At 67.0% G+C, this 17,599-nt stretch carries 15 protein-coding genes and 1 riboswitch; of the genes, 10 read left to right on the forward strand and 5 right to left on the reverse strand.

What is annotated here, in order from left to right:
- Positions 1-125: 125 nt before the first annotated feature.
- Positions 126-1,319, reverse strand: coding sequence for an acyl-CoA dehydrogenase family protein (locus tag D4Q52_RS11240; RefSeq protein ID WP_119856782.1), 1,194 nt, complete (start codon positions 1,317-1,319; stop codon positions 126-128).
- Between the two features lie 204 nt (positions 1,320-1,523).
- Here D4Q52_RS11240 and D4Q52_RS11245 point away from each other — a divergent pair, with 204 nt between their 5' ends.
- Both D4Q52_RS11245 and D4Q52_RS11250 read left to right on the forward strand, forming a co-directional pair.
- A complete protein-coding gene (locus D4Q52_RS11245; RefSeq protein ID WP_119856655.1) occupies positions 1,524-2,069 on the forward strand; it encodes a carboxymuconolactone decarboxylase family protein in 546 nt (181 codons plus the stop codon).
- A 119-nt stretch (positions 2,070-2,188) separates the two neighbouring features.
- On the forward strand, positions 2,189-2,689 hold the full coding sequence (locus D4Q52_RS11250; protein ID WP_119856656.1) for a VOC family protein: 501 nt from the start codon (positions 2,189-2,191) through the stop codon (positions 2,687-2,689).
- 228 nt (positions 2,690-2,917) lie between these two features.
- On the opposite strand, the gene D4Q52_RS11255 is transcribed toward D4Q52_RS11250, so the two are convergent.
- The 3 genes from D4Q52_RS11255 to D4Q52_RS11265 form a co-directional block, all read right to left on the reverse strand.
- Positions 2,918-4,123, reverse strand: a complete 1,206-nt coding sequence (locus D4Q52_RS11255; RefSeq protein WP_119856657.1) for an MFS transporter — start codon at positions 4,121-4,123, stop codon at positions 2,918-2,920.
- An 89-nt stretch (positions 4,124-4,212) separates the two neighbouring features.
- Positions 4,213-5,454, reverse strand: coding sequence for an MFS transporter (locus D4Q52_RS11260; RefSeq protein WP_119856658.1), 1,242 nt, complete (start codon positions 5,452-5,454; stop codon positions 4,213-4,215).
- 117 nt (positions 5,455-5,571) lie between these two features.
- Positions 5,572-6,255: a DUF938 domain-containing protein gene (locus D4Q52_RS11265; RefSeq protein WP_119856783.1), complete on the reverse strand. Its 684-nt coding sequence runs from the start codon at positions 6,253-6,255 to the stop codon at positions 5,572-5,574.
- Between the two features lie 133 nt (positions 6,256-6,388).
- Positions 6,389-6,586, forward strand: a riboswitch (cobalamin riboswitch).
- Positions 6,587-6,694: 108 nt separating this feature from the next.
- Between D4Q52_RS11265 and D4Q52_RS11270 the strand changes: the two genes are divergently transcribed.
- From D4Q52_RS11270 to D4Q52_RS11280, 4 genes are all read left to right on the forward strand, one after another.
- On the forward strand, positions 6,695-8,791 hold the full coding sequence (locus D4Q52_RS11270; protein WP_119856659.1) for a TonB-dependent receptor: 2,097 nt from the start codon (positions 6,695-6,697) through the stop codon (positions 8,789-8,791).
- 128 nt (positions 8,792-8,919) lie between these two features.
- Positions 8,920-9,228 carry a hypothetical protein gene (locus D4Q52_RS11275; protein ID WP_119856660.1) on the forward strand — a complete coding sequence of 103 codons (309 nt, stop codon included), beginning with the start codon at positions 8,920-8,922 and terminating at the stop codon, positions 9,226-9,228.
- Between the two features lie 178 nt (positions 9,229-9,406).
- Positions 9,407-9,580, forward strand: a complete 174-nt coding sequence (locus D4Q52_RS26475; RefSeq protein ID WP_182915294.1) for a hypothetical protein — start codon at positions 9,407-9,409, stop codon at positions 9,578-9,580.
- A 300-nt stretch (positions 9,581-9,880) separates the two neighbouring features.
- Positions 9,881-11,101: an ABC transporter substrate-binding protein gene (locus tag D4Q52_RS11280; protein WP_119856661.1), complete on the forward strand. Its 1,221-nt coding sequence runs from the start codon at positions 9,881-9,883 to the stop codon at positions 11,099-11,101.
- 236 nt (positions 11,102-11,337) lie between these two features.
- Here D4Q52_RS11280 and D4Q52_RS11285 read toward each other — a convergent pair whose 3' ends face one another.
- A complete protein-coding gene (locus D4Q52_RS11285; RefSeq protein WP_234831156.1) occupies positions 11,338-12,564 on the reverse strand; it encodes an MFS transporter in 1,227 nt (408 codons plus the stop codon).
- Positions 12,565-12,878: 314 nt separating this feature from the next.
- Between D4Q52_RS11285 and D4Q52_RS11290 the strand changes: the two genes are divergently transcribed.
- From D4Q52_RS11290 to D4Q52_RS11305, 4 genes are all read left to right on the forward strand, one after another.
- Positions 12,879-13,532 carry an ABC transporter ATP-binding protein gene (locus D4Q52_RS11290; RefSeq protein WP_119856663.1) on the forward strand — a complete coding sequence of 218 codons (654 nt, stop codon included), beginning with the start codon at positions 12,879-12,881 and terminating at the stop codon, positions 13,530-13,532.
- On the forward strand, positions 13,529-15,994 hold the full coding sequence (locus D4Q52_RS11295) for an ABC transporter permease (protein WP_119856664.1): 2,466 nt from the start codon (positions 13,529-13,531) through the stop codon (positions 15,992-15,994). The genes D4Q52_RS11290 and D4Q52_RS11295 overlap by 4 nt, the downstream gene beginning before the upstream one ends.
- Entirely contained in the window at positions 15,984-17,069 is a 1,086-nt protein-coding gene (locus tag D4Q52_RS11300) for a lipocalin-like domain-containing protein (RefSeq protein WP_119856665.1), read from the forward strand. Before D4Q52_RS11295 ends, D4Q52_RS11300 begins: the two co-directional genes overlap by 11 nt.
- Before the next feature lie 66 nt (positions 17,070-17,135).
- Entirely contained in the window at positions 17,136-17,528 is a 393-nt protein-coding gene (locus tag D4Q52_RS11305) for an MAPEG family protein (protein ID WP_119856666.1), read from the forward strand.
- Positions 17,529-17,599: the final 71 nt, after the last annotated feature.

Here is a 17,599-nt window from a genome sequence, read left to right on the forward strand (position 1 = left end):
CGTCATTCCGGCATGCGCTCCTTGGGGCGCAGGCCCGGAATCCATATCCCCTAGAGGTGGTTATGGATTCCGGGCTCGCGCTGCGCGCGCCCCGGAATGACTCGGGGAGAGGGTGTACCGGGTAACTACGCCCCCGGCAGGTCGAGGATGCGCTTGGCGACGATGCCGAGCATGACTTCGCTGGTGCCGCCTTCGATCGAGTTGGCCTTGGTGCGCAGCCAGGCGCGGGCGCGGGCGCCGTCGTGCGAGCGCTCGCTCTCCCATTCCAGCGCGTCGATGCCGCCGGCCGACATCAGGATCTCGTGGCGGCGCTTGTTGAGCTCCGTGCCGTAGTACTTCATCGCCGAGGAGAACGCCGGATGCAGCTGGCCGGCCTTGGCGAGATCGACCGCGCGCTCGGCCGCGCAGGCGAGCGCCGCCTCGTCGACGTCGAACGTCGCGATCTGGCCGCGCAGCACCGGATCGTCGAGCTTGCCCTGCTCATCGATGCCGAGCGAGCCCGCCGCGACCTGCCCGAGCGGCCGGCCGCCGTCGCGACCGCCCATCCCGGAGATCATCGCGCGCTCGTGCTGCAGCAGATATTTCGCCACGTCCCAGCCGCGGTTGATGGTGCCGACGACATGCGACTGCGGCACGCGGACGTTGTCGAAGAAGGTCTCGCAGAACGGCGACTTGCCGGAGATCAGCAGGATCGGCTTGGTGGTGACGCCCTTCGAGGTCATGTCGAACAGGATGAAGCTGATGCCGTCGTGCTTCTTAGCCGACGCATCGGTGCGCACCAGGCAGAAGATCCAGTCCGCGTAGTTGGCGTAGGAGGTCCAGATCTTGGAGCCGTTGATGATGAAGTCGTCGCCGTCCGGCACCGCGCGAGTCTGCAGCGAGGCGAGGTCGGAGCCGGCATTCGGCTCGGAATAGCCCTGGCACCAGCGGATCTCGCCGCGCGCGATCTTAGGCAGATGCTCGGCCTTCTGCGCCTCGTTGCCGTATTTCAGCAGCGCCGGCCCGAGCATCCAGATGCCGAAGCTCGACAGCGGCGGCCGCGCGCCGATCGCCGCCATCTCCTCGCGCAGCACTTTGTGATGTGCGCCGTCGAGGCCACCACCGCCATATTGGGTCGGCCAATCCGGCACGGTCCAGCCCTTGTCGCGCATCCGCTCGAACCAGACGCGCTGCGGCTCCGAGGCAAACTTGGCGTTGCGGCCGCCCCAGAAATTGTCCTCGTCGCCCTGCATCGGCTTGCGCATCTCGGGCGGGCAATTGGCCTCGAGCCAGGCGCGGGTCTCGGCGCGGAAACGTTCGAGATCGGAGGTGTCGGTCATCGGGGCTCCCATCCACCGGGCGGGTTTGACGCCCGCGTTGCATTTGATTGGGCCGGACCTTAGCGGCCGGCGGGCGAAATTCAATATCCGTGTTGCGCAGCGCCATGCACGGCGCGCTCTGGCGTTTCAGCCGCAAACGCGGCACGTTTCGCGTCCCGAAATTCGATCCCGCGCGCCGTCGCGCCTCCCAGCAAGGACGTTTCCATGCGCCTGAAACTGCCCACACCGGCCGAGATGAGCGACGAGCAGCGCGCCATCTATGAGGAGTCGATCGCCAGCAAGCGCGGCACCCCGCCGCCGCCGATGATGGCGTGGCTGGCGAGCCCGGAGATGGCGCGGCACGCCACGCGGCTCGGCGCCTTCCTGCGCTACGATACGTCGCTCACGGCAGCGGAGTCCGAACTCGCCATCCTGGTGACGGCGCGGCACTGGACCGCGCAGTTCGAATGGTACGCGCACAAGAAGATGGCGCTGGACGGCGGGCTCGACCCGACCATCATCGACGCGATCCGAGATCGCCGCACGCCGGCGATCAGCGATCCGAAACAGCAGATGATCTACGACGTCGCCCGCGCGCTGCACGAAGCGAAGGGCCTGCCGCTGCCGCTGTACGACGCCGCGATGCAGACACTCGGCGAACGCGGGCTTGTCGAGGTGATCGGTCTGTGCGGCTACTACACGATGGTGTCGATGACGCTGAACACCTACGAATTTCCGCTGCCGGGCGGTGAAACACCGGAGCTGACGTAATCGCCGCCCAATGCCGTCATGCGCGGGCTTGACCCGCGCATCCATCCTTCTCACATGAGATGGATCACCGGTCTCGACGCTGCGCGTCGGCTCGGTGATGACGGAAAGAGAAAGCCTCGATGTCAGCACCCGCCACATTTCCCATCCCGACCGGCACCCGGATCGGCCATGTCCATCTCAAGGTCGCCGATCTCGAACGTGCGCTCGGGTTTTATTGCGACGTTCTCGGCTTTCAGCTGATGCAGCGGATGGGCGATCAGGCGGCGTTCATCTCGGCCGGCGGCTATCATCACCACATCGGGTTGAACACCTGGGAAAGCAAAGGCGGCAGCCCGCCGCCGCCGGGCACCACCGGGCTGTTTCACACCGCGATCCTGTATCCGACCCGCGCGGCGCTCGCCGACGCGCTGCACCGCGTGCTGACCGCCGGCATCACGCTCGACGGCGCCAGCGACCACGGCGTCAGCGAAGCGCTGTATCTGCGCGACCCCGACCAGAACGGCGTTGAACTGTATCGTGACAGGCCCGAGGCGGAATGGCCGCGAACGGCAGAGGGAAAGCTGGCGATGTTTACGCGCAGGTTGGACCTTGAGGACTTACTTCGCTCCCGCGAGGCCTAGCTCGGCCCCTCCCCGAGTCATTCCGGGGCGCGAGCGCAGCTCGCGAACCCGGAATCTCGCAGCGTTCTGCGACTCCCACGTTTCCACAACTGCGAGATTCCGGGTTCGCGCGCGAAGGCGCGCGCCCCGGAATGACGGGGAATGTGGCTCGTAGGATGGGTTGAGCGGAGCTAAACCCATCGGCCGCGGGTGATGGGTTTCGCTGCGCTCAACCCATCCTACGGGCGATTACTTGCGCACTAAAATCAACCCCGCCGCGATCAATTCCAGCGCGATGCAGGCCGCGAACGGCAGCGTGTAGCTGCCCGACGCATCGCGCAGCAATCCCACCACGCCGGGGCCGAACGCGTAGGTGACCTGGTTGATGGCGGTGTTGAGGCTGACCAGCACGCCGAAAGATGTGGGCGCGAATTCGCGCTGGATGATCAGCGCCGGCAGCGTGATCAGATTGCCGACCGAAAACCCGAACAGCGCGCAGGCCACCAGCATCAGTACGGGGTCACGCGTCATCAACAGAAGCGTCAGCGCCGCAGCCTGGCTGGCGAAGGAGAGCGCGGAGGCGAGCCGCTGATCGATGCGGTCGATCACCGCCGACATCAGCACGCGGCCGACCACCGCCATCATGGTCAGCAGCGACACCGCGGCGGCGGCGCGCTCGCGGCCGATCAGCGGATCGAGATAGGCGATGACGTGGACGATGAAGCCGACCTGCGAGAACAGCACCAGAGCGAACGCGATGGTGACGATCAGGAAGTTCCTGTCGCGCAACGCGTGGCGGCGAACCGCTCCCGACGACAGCGCCTGCACCGCCCCCACCCCCGCGCCGCTTGCCGGATGCGCCGGCGGGCGGCCAACCAGGAGCGCCACCAGCGGCGCGATCAGCAGCAGCGAGGCGAGCGCCACCGCCAGCGTCGCGCCGGCAAAGCCGAGATGGCCGATCGCCAGCACCAACAGCGGCACGCCGGCGATGCCGCCGAAGCTGGCGCCGTTCAGCGCCAAGCTGATCGCCATGCCGCGGCGCTTGTCGAACCACAGCCCGAGCGTGCTGGTGATGGCACCGAGGCTGGTGCCGGCCCAGCCGATCGCGAGCAGCACATAGATGCCGTAGAGCTGCCAGGGCGCGTCGATGCGGCCGAGCAATGCCGTGCCGAGCGCGGTGGCGGCAAGGCCACCGAGCAGGCAGGTCCGCGGCCCGACCACGCGGATCGCATCGCCGACGAACGCGACCAGCAGCGCGCTGCCGAGATAGAAGAACGTCGTCGCGGTCGAGATCAGCGACGCAGGCCAGCCGTGCAGCCGCTGCAGCTCGGCGAGATAAACCGACTGGCCGTAGAACCCCAGCGCCCAGCTGAAAGTGGCGACCGCGAAACACACCGCGACGATGCGCCAGCCTTCATAACGGATCGAGGCCTCGTCGGGCTGCGTGCCAGCCATCAGCGATGATCAGCCGGCGTCCAGCAGGACTGCATGGTGTTTCCCCCAATGTTGCCGGCGCTTGGCGGCCGGTCGTCTCATGATCGTATCTATAGGGCGCGATCCGGCACGGCGGTCGCGGCGATCGCCGCGCGCCGCTTCGACCAACCGCTGATCGCCAGCACGACGAGGCCGAGCAGCACCGGTGGGAACACCGTCAGGTTGACGGTGGTCCAGCCGTAATTCGCCAGCAATTGCCCCGACGAGAACGAGCCCAGCGCCATCATGCCGAACACCAGGAAGTCGTTGAACGCCTGCACCTTGTTCTTCTCGCTCGGCTGATGCGTCTCCAGCACCAGCGCAGAGGCGCCGACGAAGGCGAAATTCCAGCCGATGCCGAGGACGAACAGCGTCGCCCAGAAATGCGGGGCGGTGATTCCCATGATGCCGATCGAGGCGCCCGCCGCTTCCAGCGCCAGGCCGAGCGCGACCACGCGCGGGGCGCCGAATTTGGCGATCAGCGAGCCGGTGACAAAGCTCGGCGCATACATCGCCACGATGTGCCATTGCAGGCCGAAATTGGAATCGCTGACCGGCAGGCCGCACATCTGCATCGCCAGCGGCGCCGAGGTCATCACCAGATTCATCATCGGATAGGCGATGACGCCGCACAGCGCCGCGGCGATGAAGCGCGGCTGCCGGACGATCGTGAGCAGCGGGCGCCCGCCGGCGAAGTCGGCCGGCTGCGGCTTCGGCGCATCGACGCTCCACAGCACCGCCATCGCGATCAAAGCGACCGCGGCCTGCACCAGATAGCTGACGGCAAACAGATATGGCGGCCAGATATCCATGGTCCACTGCACCAGCTGCGGACCGAGTACGCCGGCGAACACCCCGCCGGCCATCACCCACGACACCGCTTTCGGCCGATACGCAGCGCTGGCGCCATCGGCGGCGGCAAAGCGATAGGATTGCGACACCGCGCCATAGAGGCCGCCGAGAAACGTGGCGACGCAAAACAGCTCGAACGAGCCGCAGAGGATCGCCAGCGCACCGAGCAGCCCGGTGATCGCGCCGCAGCCGGCGCCAATCATGAAAGACACGCGGCGGCCGTAGCGGCGCGCGATCGCGCCGGTCGGCAGCGTGCCGGCGGCCAGCCCAACGACGTACATCGAGATCGGCACGGTGGCGAGCGCCACGCTCGGCGCCAGCTGGGCCCCGATGATCGCGCCAGTGGCGAAGATCACCGCCGAGTTGGCGCCGGTCAGCGCCTGCGCGGCGGCCAGGCGCCAGACGTTGGAGCGCGCCCGTGCGTCGCCAGAGATGCCGTCCATCGCGGTCGCGTCAACCATCGGGAGTTCCGCCCTTTGTCCGGCCGGTGCATCGCCCGGCCGTGGAATCGGCCGGCATCATAGGAGGCGCCGCCCTGCGATCAACCGCCGCAGGCGCCGCGAACCTATGCGCGGGCCTCAGCTTTCGCCGCTGCGGGCGAAGCGCAGGATGAGATTGTTGGCCGGCATTGCGATGGTCTCGACGAGCCGGAGACCAACGCTGTTCGCGAGCTGCTCCAGTTCGCCGACATCGCGCACGCCCCACGCCGGGTTGGCGGCGCGCAGGCTGGCGTCGAACGCCGCATTGCTCGGCGCGGTGTGCGCACCGGCCTGCTTGAACGGCCCATACAGGACCAGTTGGCCATCCGGCCGCAGCAGTCGCGCCGCGCCGGCGAACAGCCCCTGCGCCACGGGCCACGGCGCGATGTGGACGACATTGGCGCTGAACATTGCGGCGAGCGAGGCGGGACCGCCGTCGCTCGGCATCTCGGCGGGCCACGACGGATCGGACAGATCGATCCGCCGCGGCTCCCGGATGTTGGCGAGGCCGGAGTCCGCGCGCCACGCGGCGATGCTGCTCAGATGCTGCGGATGGATGTCGCTCGGCCACCAGACGATCTCGGGATGTTGACGCGCGAAGGCGACGACGTGCTGGCCGGTGCCGCTGCCGGCCTCGAGCACGTCGCCGGTCACGCCGTGCAGCAGCCGCGCGAGGACGTCACGGATCGCCTGCTGATTGCGATGAAACGCGGCGGCATCGAGCCGGCCATCGGCCTCGACCGGCCGGCCGTTCTTGCCGAACTCGACCACATACTCCGCCATCACCACCATGCCTTGTTGAGCTGAATCAAGCCGCATTGTTACTCGCAAGCAACAACCCGGGACAATCCCGCAGACTGAGACCCGATCCGGACCGGCGAGCGCTAACGGCGAATTGACTCCGCATCGCGCGATACTTCTAGTTGAGCCTGACGGTTCCCCTCACGGGGATGAAAAGGGAATGCGGTGCGGAGCTTCGCTCTCAGGCCGCAGCTGTTCCCGCAACTGTAAGCGGTACGACTTCTGTCGGAATGCCACTGGGACCTCGGCCCTGGGAAGGCGACGGAAGATATCACCCGCGAGCCAGGAGACCTGCCGTCAGTCGTGGTCACACGCGAGAGTGCCGGTCGGGAATTGCAGGCACTGGTTTCACCTTCCGCGCAAGCGTGGTGACGCCTCGTTCGCTGTGACGTGCCACTGAACGTCCGGCCGAGGTTTGTCCATGCCGTCATCTCACTCCGCTGCACCGCGCAGGCGCGCGCTGCTGTGTTCCACCATCCTGGCCTCCAGCCTGATCGCGGCGATCGCGCCGGCTTCGGCGCAGGACATGCTGCCGACCATCGACGTCACCGCGACCCGCACCAGCAACGCCATCGTCGGCACGTCGAGCACGGTAATCACCGCCGACGACATCGCGCATTCGCCGGCGCAGACCGTGCAGGACATCATCGCGCAGACGCCGGGCGTGCAGACCACGTCCTTGTATGGCGGCGTCAACGGCACCGGCTCGTCGGTCGATCTGCGCGGCTTCGGCGCCACCGCGACCTCGAACACGCTGTTTCTGATCAACGGCCGCCGCCTCAACGATCTCGACCTGCAGGGCGTCGATCTGTCGAGCATTCCGCTGCAGTCGATCGAGCGCATCGAGATCACCCGCGGCGGCAGCGGCGCGGTGCTGTACGGCGACAACGCGGTCGGCGGCGTCATCAACATCGTCACCAAGACCGGCGCCGGCGGCCCGCCGGCGACGTTCCGCGCCGAAGGCGGTGTCGGCTCGTTCAACCAGCGCCTCGCCGCGGTGTCGGCGGCGTTCAATTCCGGAGCGTGGTCGAGCTCGGTCTTCGCCAACGGCGTCCGCTCTGACGGGTACCGCGCCAACAATGCGCTGGACCAGAACAATGCGGTCGGCGAGGTGCGCTATGCGACGCCCGACCTGAGCGCCTTCATCAACATCTCGGGCGACAACCAGCATCTCGGCCTGCCCGGCTCGCGCACCGTGGATCCGTCGATCGGCCTGAATCAGTTGCAGACCGACCGCCGTGGCACCAACACGCCGTTCGATTATGCCGACAAGCAGGGCGCCAATCTCACGGCCGGTTTCACCAAATCGCTGTGGGACGGCGCCGAGCTGATCGTCGATGGCGGCGTGCGCGACAAGCGGCAGCAGGCCGGCTATTTCGGTGATGTACCGCTGTCGCCGTTCAGCGCCAGCTCGTTCGACGCGCATCTGCAGACCTGGTCGATCACGCCGCGGCTGAGCATCAAGAACGCGTTCTTCGGGCTGTCGTCGAACATCCTGACCGGCCTCGACTATTACGACGCGACCTACGATTCCGATCGCGGCCAGTATCGCGGCACGCCGCCGGTGCACGTCTACAACCTGTCGCAGAAGACCTTGGCGGGCTACTGGCAGCAGAGCATCGCGGTGCTGCCGACCACCGACTTTTCTTATGGCGGGCGCGTGCAGAGCATGAAGCTCGACGCCGCCGACCGGCTGAACCCGCTGGCACCGGGCTATTTCGGCGAAGCGCAGGCGCTGCCGCTGAACAGCACCGAGACCCAGCACGCGCTGCATGTCGGTCTGGAGCATCGTTTCAATGACGTGTTCAGCGTGTTCGGCCGCGCCGCGCGGGCCTTCCGCACCCCGAATGTCGACGAGCGCGTCGCTTCGGGTCCGTCCTATGACGCGTTTTTCAATCCTATTCCAGGCACGTTCGCGCTGAAGACCCAGACCTCGGTCGACGTCGAGGGCGGCTTCCGCATCAAGTCCGGGCCGTTCGAGATGCAGACCAGCGTCTACAACATGGATCTGACCAACGAGATCCGCTACGACCCGGTGAACTTCTACAATACCAACCTCGATCCGACCCGCCGCACCGGCGCCGAGACCAGCTCGTCCGTGCGCATCAGCGACAATCTGCTGCTGCGCAGCGGGGCCGCCTACACCCACGCGACGTTCCGCGAAGGCCCTTTCTCCGGCAACGACGTGCCGCTGGTGTCGCGTTATACGGCGAATGCCGGCGTGACCTGGAACGTCTGGCAGAAATACGTGGTGTTCGACGCCACCGCGCGGGTGTGGAGCAGCCGCTTCATGGACAGCGACAATGCCAACAGCCAGGTCAAGATCCCGGCCAACGGCACGGTTGACGTCAAGCTGAGCGGCGAAGTCGACCACTTTTTCTGGTCGCTGAGCGTGATCAACCTGTTCAACGCGCAATATTATGATTACGCGGTGGCCAGCACCTTCACGCCCGGCCGCTACGGCGCCTATCCGCTGCCGGGCCGCACTTATCTGGCCAAGGCCGGCGTGACGTTCTGACCGGACATCACGTTCCTTCACATCGACTATCGTGCATGACAGGCCCCGGCAGCAAAAGCTGTCCCGGGGCCGTTTTTCTTGCTACACCGCGCGCTTCCCAATTCCCCGAAGACAATCGACGTGGACGAATGACGAACGACGAAAATTCTCGCCCCGCTGCACGCTCCGCAGCCTCACAGGAGACCGACGGCGGCAAAGCCGAACGCGACGCCGCCGCGAAGGCGACCCTCGACAACATGGCGCGGCTGCGGGCGCTGCGTCTGGCACGCGAAGCCGCCGAACCGCAACGTGCCGCTCCGACCAAGGCGAAGCGCGCCAAGGCCGGCGCCGGCAAGACCACCGCCAGCCGCAATACGGCCGGCAAGAAGGCCGAAGCGACTGCGCGCGCGCTGTCGGACTGGCTGGCCGAGCAGCAGAAGGGCGGCCACCGCACCTGAGTTCGACCGGGCCCCGCAAATGCGGGCCGCGCGAAGCTGCCCTGTGCAATTCGCGGCTGAGCGGCACTGATCCTGCACTACATTAAACCTGCCGGCGAGCATTCGCCGACGCAGCACGACGACGGACCTGAATCGCGCCACGGCGCGGTTCAGCCCCGCCACGAGGGGATCCACCACGATGATGAGCTGGCAGAAGATCAAGTCGAAGAAGATCCGCAAGGACAAGGCGCCGGCGGACGATGCCGCGACCAAGAAGCCGGCGCCTGCCCCCGTTCCGGACGAGGACCTCTACGACACCGGCGACATCTGCGCGCCCGAGCGCGACCGCGACGACGAACAGCGCGACCTTTGACCCTGGTTCGGTGATCACCCGGTGCGACGTTGTGTGGCAGCAGTGCTGCGACTGACCGCCGATCGCAGTCCCATCAACGACGTATCTCCCCCTCCGCCGACCGCTTATTCCGCCGCAATGAATTCTCCGGCGTGCTGTTAGTCTTCGCGCTGCGCTGCGGCGTGCATTTCCTCTTCAAATCAATTGAACTGGCGTCGGCCGCGTGACAGCGTCGGCCCGATCGGCGCGTGCCATCAAGAGCACGGACGATCGAACAGCCCGCACCGCAGAGTGCGGCTTCAACCAAAGAGAGGAAGTGCCATGACCACCCGCCTCACCCTGCTCGCGGCCGGACTACTCGCCGTCGCAGCGGCCCAGCCGGCCTCCGCCCAAAAGCAATACGGCCCCGGCGTCACCGACAGCGAGATCAAGATCGGGCAGACCATGCCGTATAGCGGCCCGGCCTCGGCCTACGGCGTACAGGGCCACGTCGAAGACGCGTACTTCGCAATGATCAATGCCAAAGGCGGCGTCAACGGCCGCAAGATCAAGATGATCAGCCTCGACGACGCCTATTCGCCGCCCAAGACGGTGGAACAGACGCGGCGGCTGGTGGAGCAGGAAGAGGTACTGGCGATCATCGGCACCATCGGCACGCCAACCAACACGGCGATCCAGAAATATCTCAACGGCAAGAAGGTGCCGCAGCTGTTCATCTCGACCGGCGCGGCGAAGTGGGACGATCCGAAGAACTTCCCGTGGACCACGCAGCTCTACCCGCCCTACCAGATGGAGGGCATGATCTTCGCGAAGTACCTTCTGAAGAACAAACCCGACGCCAAGCTCGGCGTGTTCTCGCAGAACGACGACGCCGGCAAGGACTATGTCAAGGGCCTGAAGGATGGTCTCGGCGACAAGGCCAAGACCATGATCGTCAAGGAGGTCACTTACGAGGTCAGCGACCCGACGGTCGACTCCCAGGTCGTCGCGTTGAAGGCGTCCGGCGCCGACACGTTGTTCACGATGGCGACGCCGAAATTCGGCGCGCAGGCAATCCGCAAGGTGCACGAGCTGAACTGGAAGCCGCTGAACTTCGTGGTCAGTGTGTCGAGTTCGATCAAGGGCGTGCTCGAGCCCGCCGGCAAGGAAGCCTCGACCGGCCTGCTCACCGCGCTGGCAGCCAAGACGCCGACCGACCCGCGGTTCGAGAACGACGCCGACGTCAAGGAGTTCAAGGAATTCCTCGCCAAGTGGTACCCGAAAGGCGACATCGCCGACGGCTCCACCGTCACCGGCTACATCTCGGCCTACATGACGGTGAAGACGCTGGAAGCCTGCGGCGACAACCTCACCCGCGACAACCTCTTGAAGCAGGCCACAAATATCAAGCCGACCGCAGCGCCGCTGCTGCTGCCCGGCATCAAGATCTCCACCCGCCCCGACCGCTACGCTCCCTACACCCAGATGCAGATCGCCAAATTCGACGGCAAGAGCTGGGTGCCCGAAGGCGAAGTCTACAATACGGACGCAGCGAGCCAGTAAGGGTCAATTAGTACAGCAACCACCTCACCACGTCATGGCCGGGCTCGTCCCGGGCATGACGTGGTTGTTATCAAGCCGGCGTGTGCGGTTGACCACAGAGTTCAACGAAGTGAGGCCCGTAGGATGGGTTGAGCGCAGCGAAACCCATCGAGCGTATCGCGCGTGGCCGATGGGTTTCGCCGCGCTCAACCCATCCTACACGATCCACGCCTTCTGCATTTCTGACAGCAAGCTCGTCACGCTGGCGTGCGTAGGCCGACCGCAGCGGGCGCGGCGGCGTTCAACAGCCTCGCTCGCTCGGTGTTCGGCCACAGCAGCAGCAGTCCGAGCAGGCCGGCGCCGATCATCACGGCGCCGTTGATCATGTAGCCGAGCAGGTAGCCGTCGTTCGGCGCGGCGGCGCCTTGCACCACGGCGCCCATCACCAGAGGCGCGACGATGCCGGCGAGGGTGTACAGCGCGCCGTAGATCGCGATCGCGGCGCCGCGTTGCGACACCGGAGCGAATTCGGCGATCATCGGCGGGCACACCACATAGATTGAGCCGCACAGGCCCGAGCCGACCACCAGCGCGGCGATGCGCAGCCCTGGGCTATCGATCAGCGGCAACGTCAGCAGGATCACGCCGCCAGCAATCAGCGGCAGCGAGCCGAGCACACCACGGGCGAGCCGCGTCGACACGCCGCGCGTGGTCAGCGCCTGCGACACCGCGCCGGTGCACAGCACGATCGCGGCGCCGAACACCCATGGCAGGATCGAGATGAGGCCGGCGTCGTGCTGGCTGAAGCCGAGCCCGGCGACGATATAGGTGGTGAACCAGGTCAGCCCCAGCGACATCGCCCAGAACGCCCCGAAGGTCGCGACCACGCAGCCGACGAAGGTGCGCGAGGTCAACAGCCGCGCATAGGGAATCCGCGGTTCGGCGGCAGCGGCCGCGGCGGTCGGCACCAGCGGACCTTCCTTACCGAGCGCCAGCCAGGCCGCCGCCCACATCAGCCCGACAATGCCGAGCGCACCGAACGCGTAGTGCCATGAATGATTGACGATGATCCAGTTCAGCGCCGGCACCGCCAGGATCACTCCAAACGCCGAGCCCTGCGACAGGATCGCGGTCGGCAAGGTCCGCCTGTCGTCGGGAAACCATTTGTAGATCGCATGGGCGGCGACCGAGAATGCCGGCCCTTCGCCCGCGCCAAGGATGATGCGACAGATCAGCAGCGTGGTGAAGCTGACTTCCCCGACCATCGGGAATTGCGCCACCGCCCAGATCAGCGCCAGCACCAGCAGCACCCAGCGCGTCGCGACGCGGTTGACCAGGAAGCCGACCGCGACTGCCGAGATCGAGAACAGGAAGAAGAACGAGGAGCCCAGCAGGCCGAACTGTTCCGGCGTCAGCTTCAGGGCGCGGGTGATCGGCACGCCGGCGAGCCCGACCACGATCTTGTCGGCAAAGTTGACCACCATGAACAGGAACAGGAGGAAAGTGATCCTCCAGGCGCCCTTCGGCGTGGGACTGTGCAAGGTGGCCTCCCGACTCATTGTTCTTGCGCCGCTGTTGCGGCGAGTTTGCGCAATGCTGCAACCGATCCGCGGGCGATGCAATCTTGCGTTGCCGCATCGTCGCGCGGATCCGGCGCTACGCTGTAACCAATAAGGCCGCGCAGGTTATTGAGTCGTATTGCGCCGGCCACCATATCGACCCAACATGGCTGACCGGGACATCTCGAATTGAAAATTGACGATCGCGGCAGGAACGCCAGCGGCCGGATGACGCCGCAATGCTGAGCGTCTCCAGCCTGACCAAATCCTACCGCTCCGGGCAGGACAGCGTCGCGGTGCTCCGCGGCGTCGACCTGATGCTCGCGGCCGGCGAGAGTGTCGCGCTGACCGGCGAATCCGGCAGCGGCAAGAGCACGCTGCTGCATCTGATCGCAGGCCTCAATCAGCCCGATGGCGGCAGCATCCGATTCGGCGACGCCGACATCGCGCTGCTCGCCGACGCCGAACGCGCCGCGTTTCGGCGCGACCGGCTCGGGCTGGTGTTTCAGCAGTTCAACCTGATCCCGAGCCTCACCGTCGCCGACAACCTCGCCTTCCAGTCCCGGCTCGCCAGCCGGCATGACGCGGCGTGGCAGGCTGAGCTGATCGAACGGCTCGGGCTCGGCGCGCTGCTGAAGCGCTATCCCGAGCAGCTGTCCGGCGGCCAGCAGCAGCGCGTCGCGATCGGCCGCGCGCTGGCGGTGAAGCCGGTGCTGCTGCTCGCGGACGAGCCGACCGGCAATCTCGACGAGGACACCGCCGACGGGGTGCTGGCGCTGGCGACCGACCTCGTGCGCCGCACCGGCTGCGGCTTCCTGATGGTGACGCACAGTGAGCGGCTGGCCGGCATGCTGGACCGGCGGGTCCATCTGCATGCGGGGCTGATCCGTTGAGGCGCGCGCTGTGGATCCTCGCCGTGCTGCTCAGCCACTGGCGGCGGCATCCTTTGCAATTCGCCACGCTGCTGATCGGCCTGATCTCGGCGACCGCGCTGTGGAGCGGCGTGCAGGCGCTGAACGCGCAGGCGCGCACCAGCTACGACCGCGCCGCGGCGACCCTCGGCGGCGCCCGCACCGCGACACTCGTCGCGCCGAATGCTGATCACTTCCCGCAACAGCTGTTCGTCGATCTGCGCCGCGCCGGCTGGCCGGTGTCGCCGGTGGTCGAAGGCCAGGTCCGGCTGGGCGGTCGCACGCTGCGGCTGACCGGCATCGAGCCGCTGTCGCTGCCGGTCGAAGCCAGCGCCGCGCCGACGATCGGCACCGCCAATCTGCAGGGCTTCATCCTGCCGCCGGGCCAGACGCTGATCTCGCCCGACACGATGCGCGAGTTGCAACTCGGCGAAGGCGCGACGCCGACGCTGAGCAACGGCGGCACGCTGCCGCCCCTGCGGCCGCAGCCCGAGATCGCACCGGGCGTGCTGGTGACCGATATCGGCTTCGCGCAGCCCCTGCTTGGCCTGCAGGATCAGGTGTCGCGGCTGCTGATCGGCAGCAAAGCGACGAGCGCCCGCATGTCGCTGCACGACGTCGTCGGCGATCAGCTCAAGCGGGTCGAGCCGGACACCGAGACCGATCTGGAGCGGCTCACCGACAGCTTCCACCTCAATCTCACCGCGTTCGGCCTGCTGTCGTTTCTGGTCGGGCTGTTCATCGTCAATTCGGCAATCGGGCTCGCCTTCGAGCAGCGCCGGCCGACGCTGCGGACGCTGCGCGCCTGCGGCGCCTCGGCGCGGCTTCTGAACAGCGTGATGGTGATCGAGCTGACGCTGATTGCGCTCGTCGCCGGACTAATCGGCCTGGTCTGCGGTTATTTCATCGCCGCGACGCTGCTGCCCGATGTCGCCGCCAGTCTGCGCGGTCTGTATGGGGCGCAGATCCCGGGAGAACTTTCGCTGAAGCCGCAATGGTGGCTGGCCGGCATCGGCATCAGCATCCTCGGCGCGCTCGCGGCCGCAGCCGCAAGCCTGATCAAGGCGGCGCGGATGCCGGTGCTGGCCGCCGCGCAGGCGTTCGCGTGGCAGCAGGCCCAGCAGCGCTGGCTGCTGATCCAGGGCAGCGTCGCCGTGCTAGTGTTTGTCGCCGCGGCCGGCTTTCTGATCTTCGGCGACTCGCTGATCTCAGGGTTCGCGGTGCTGGCCGCGATCCTGCTCGGCGCGGCCCTCGGGTTGCCGGCGGTGCTCGGCCTGGTGCTGGCGGTCGGCGAACTGTCTTCGCACCGGCCGCTGGCCAAGTGGTTCTGGGCCGACAACCGGCTGCAGCTCTCCGGCCTGTCGCTGGCGCTGATGGCGCTGCTGCTGGCGCTCGGCGTCAATGTCGGCGTCGGCACCATGGTGGAGAGCTTCAGCCGCACCTTCGTGCGCTGGCTCGACGGCCGGCTCGCCGCCGAAGTGTATCTCAACGCCGCCAGCGATCAGCAGGCGACCGAGATCAAGGCGTGGCTGAAGCAGCGCCCTGAAGTCACCGCCCTGCTGCCCGGTGCGCGCGCCGAGGTGAAGCTCGGCGAGTGGCCGGTGGAGATCATCGGCTTTGCGGACGATCCGACCTATCGGGACAACTGGCCGCTGCTCGAACGAACCTCCGACGTCTGGGATGCGGTGGCGCGCGGCGACGGCGCGATGATCAGCGAGCAGCTGTCGCGGCGGATGAAGCTCGGGCTCGGCGACCGCATCGAGGTGCCAACCGCCGGCGGCGCCTGGCCGCTACGCGTCGCCGCAATTTACGCCGACTACGGCAATCCGCGCGGCCAGCTCGGCGTCGACTATCGGGCGCTGATCGCGCATTTCCCCGACGTGGCGCAGACGCGGTTCGGCCTTCGGGTCGATCCCGCCCGCGTGCCGGCGCTGGTCGACGACCTGCGCGCCACGTTCAAGCTCGACAATCGCAGCCTCGCCGATCAGGCGACGCTGAAGACCGAATCCAAACGTATCTTCAACCGCACCTTCGCGGTGACCACGGCGCTCAACGCCTTCACGCTCGGCATCGCCGGCGTTGCGCTGTTGACCAGCCTGCTGACGCTCGGCAATTCGCGGCTGCCACAGGTCGCGCCACTGTGGGCGATCGGCATCAGCCGGCGCAAGCTCGCGGTCGTCGAGCTGATGAAGACGCTGTCGATGGCGGCGCTGACCGCCGCGCTGGCGCTGCCGCTCGGGCTGTTGGTGGCGTGGTGTCTGATCGCGGTGGTCAACGTCAAGGCGTTCGGCTGGCGGCTGCCGTTCGAGGTGTTTCCGTGGGAGCTGCTGAAGCTGCTCGGCGTCGCGCTGCTGGCGTCGCTGATCGCCGCGGCGCTGCCGATCCTGAAGCTGCTGCGAATGCAGCCGGCGCGGCTGGTGAAGGTGTTCGCCGATGAGCGCTAGCTTCCTGTCACGTCGCTCCTTTGCAGGCGGACTGCTGGCGGTCGGCCTCTGCGGCTCGCGCGCTTGGGCGCAAGGCTTTGCAGGGCTCGGCAGCGAGGCCGGGGAGTTCGCGCCGGTGGTCCCCGGCCGTACGCTGACCTTCCCCCAGGATCACGGCGCGCATCCGGATTTCCGCATCGAGTGGTGGTACCTGACCGCAAATCTCAAGGACGCGGCCGGCAAGGCCTACGGCGTGCAATGGACGCTGTTTCGCCAGGCGATGACGCCCGGGCCGCCGCGCGAGGGCTGGGCCAATCAGCAGGTGTGGATGGCGCATGCGGCGCTGACCAGCGCCGACACGCATCGCTTCGCCGAGAAGTTTTCCCGCGGCGGTATCGGCCAGGCCGGCGTCACGGCCTCGCCGTTCAGCGCCGTCATCGACGACTGGGCATTGCACGGCGGCGACGCGATCGACGCCGCGACGCTGTCGCCGCTCGACGTCACCGCGTCAGGCGCCGACTTCGCCTACCGGCTGCGGCTCACCGCCGAGCGTCCGCTGGTGCTGCAAGGCGACGCCGGCTATTCGCGCAAATCCGAGCGCGGCCAGGCGTCGTATTACTACAGCCAGCCTTACTTCACGGCGCGCGGTACGCTGACGCTGGACGGCAAGCCGATCGACGTCGATGGCATCGCCTGGATGGACCGCGAATTCTCCAGCCAGCCGCTGGCCTCCGACCAGACCGGCTGGGACTGGTTCTCGCTGCATCTATCGTCCGGCGACAAGGTGATGCTGTTCCGGCTGCGGCAGAGCGATGGCGGCCATTACTTCGCCGGCAATTGGATCGGCACCGACGGCCGATCCGAACAGCTCGCGCCGGATGCGATTGCGCTGCAGCCGCTCGGCACCACCGAGGCCGCCGGCCGCAAACTGCCGACGCGCTGGCGCGTCAGCGTGCCGGGCCACGGACTGGCGATCGAGACCACGCCACTCAATCCGTCGAGCTGGATGGGCACCAGGTTCCCCTATTGGGAAGGCCCGATCAGTTTTACCGGCAGCCAGAGCGGCATCGGCTATCTTGAGATGACCGGCTATTGAGTTCAAGCTGCGGGCAGAACCGGCGGTCAGCCGGCGCTGAACAAGGCTGAGGACTGGGAGGCCGGGATGTTTCACTACACCACGATCGCGACGCTGCTGGCGGTCATGTTCTATTTCTACACCACGCTGCAGGTGTCCCGCGCGCGCGGGGTTTACGACGTCAAGGCGCCCGCCACGACGGGCAATCCGGACTTCGAGCGCGTCTTCCGCGTCCAGGCCAATACGCTGGAATGGATGCCGATCTTCCTGCCGTCGCTGTGGCTGTTCGCCTACTATCTCAGCGACGCCTTCGCTGCGCTGCTCGGCGCGGTGTGGATCATCGGCCGCATCATGTATCTGGTCGGCTACGCGCAAGCCGCCGGCAAACGCGGCGCCGGCTTCGCCGTGCAAATGGTCGCCGCCGCGGGCTTGTGGGGCGGCGCTGTGTACGGCGTGGTGCACCGGATGCTGGGCGCCTGACCCGAGCACAGCACGCTCCCTCTCCCGCTTGCGGGAGAGGGCTGGGGTGAGGGAGCCGCACGCAGTGAGTC

The organism is Rhodopseudomonas palustris (genome assembly GCF_003591005.1).
Classification (GTDB): Bacteria; Pseudomonadota; Alphaproteobacteria; order Rhizobiales; family Xanthobacteraceae; genus Rhodopseudomonas; species Rhodopseudomonas palustris_K.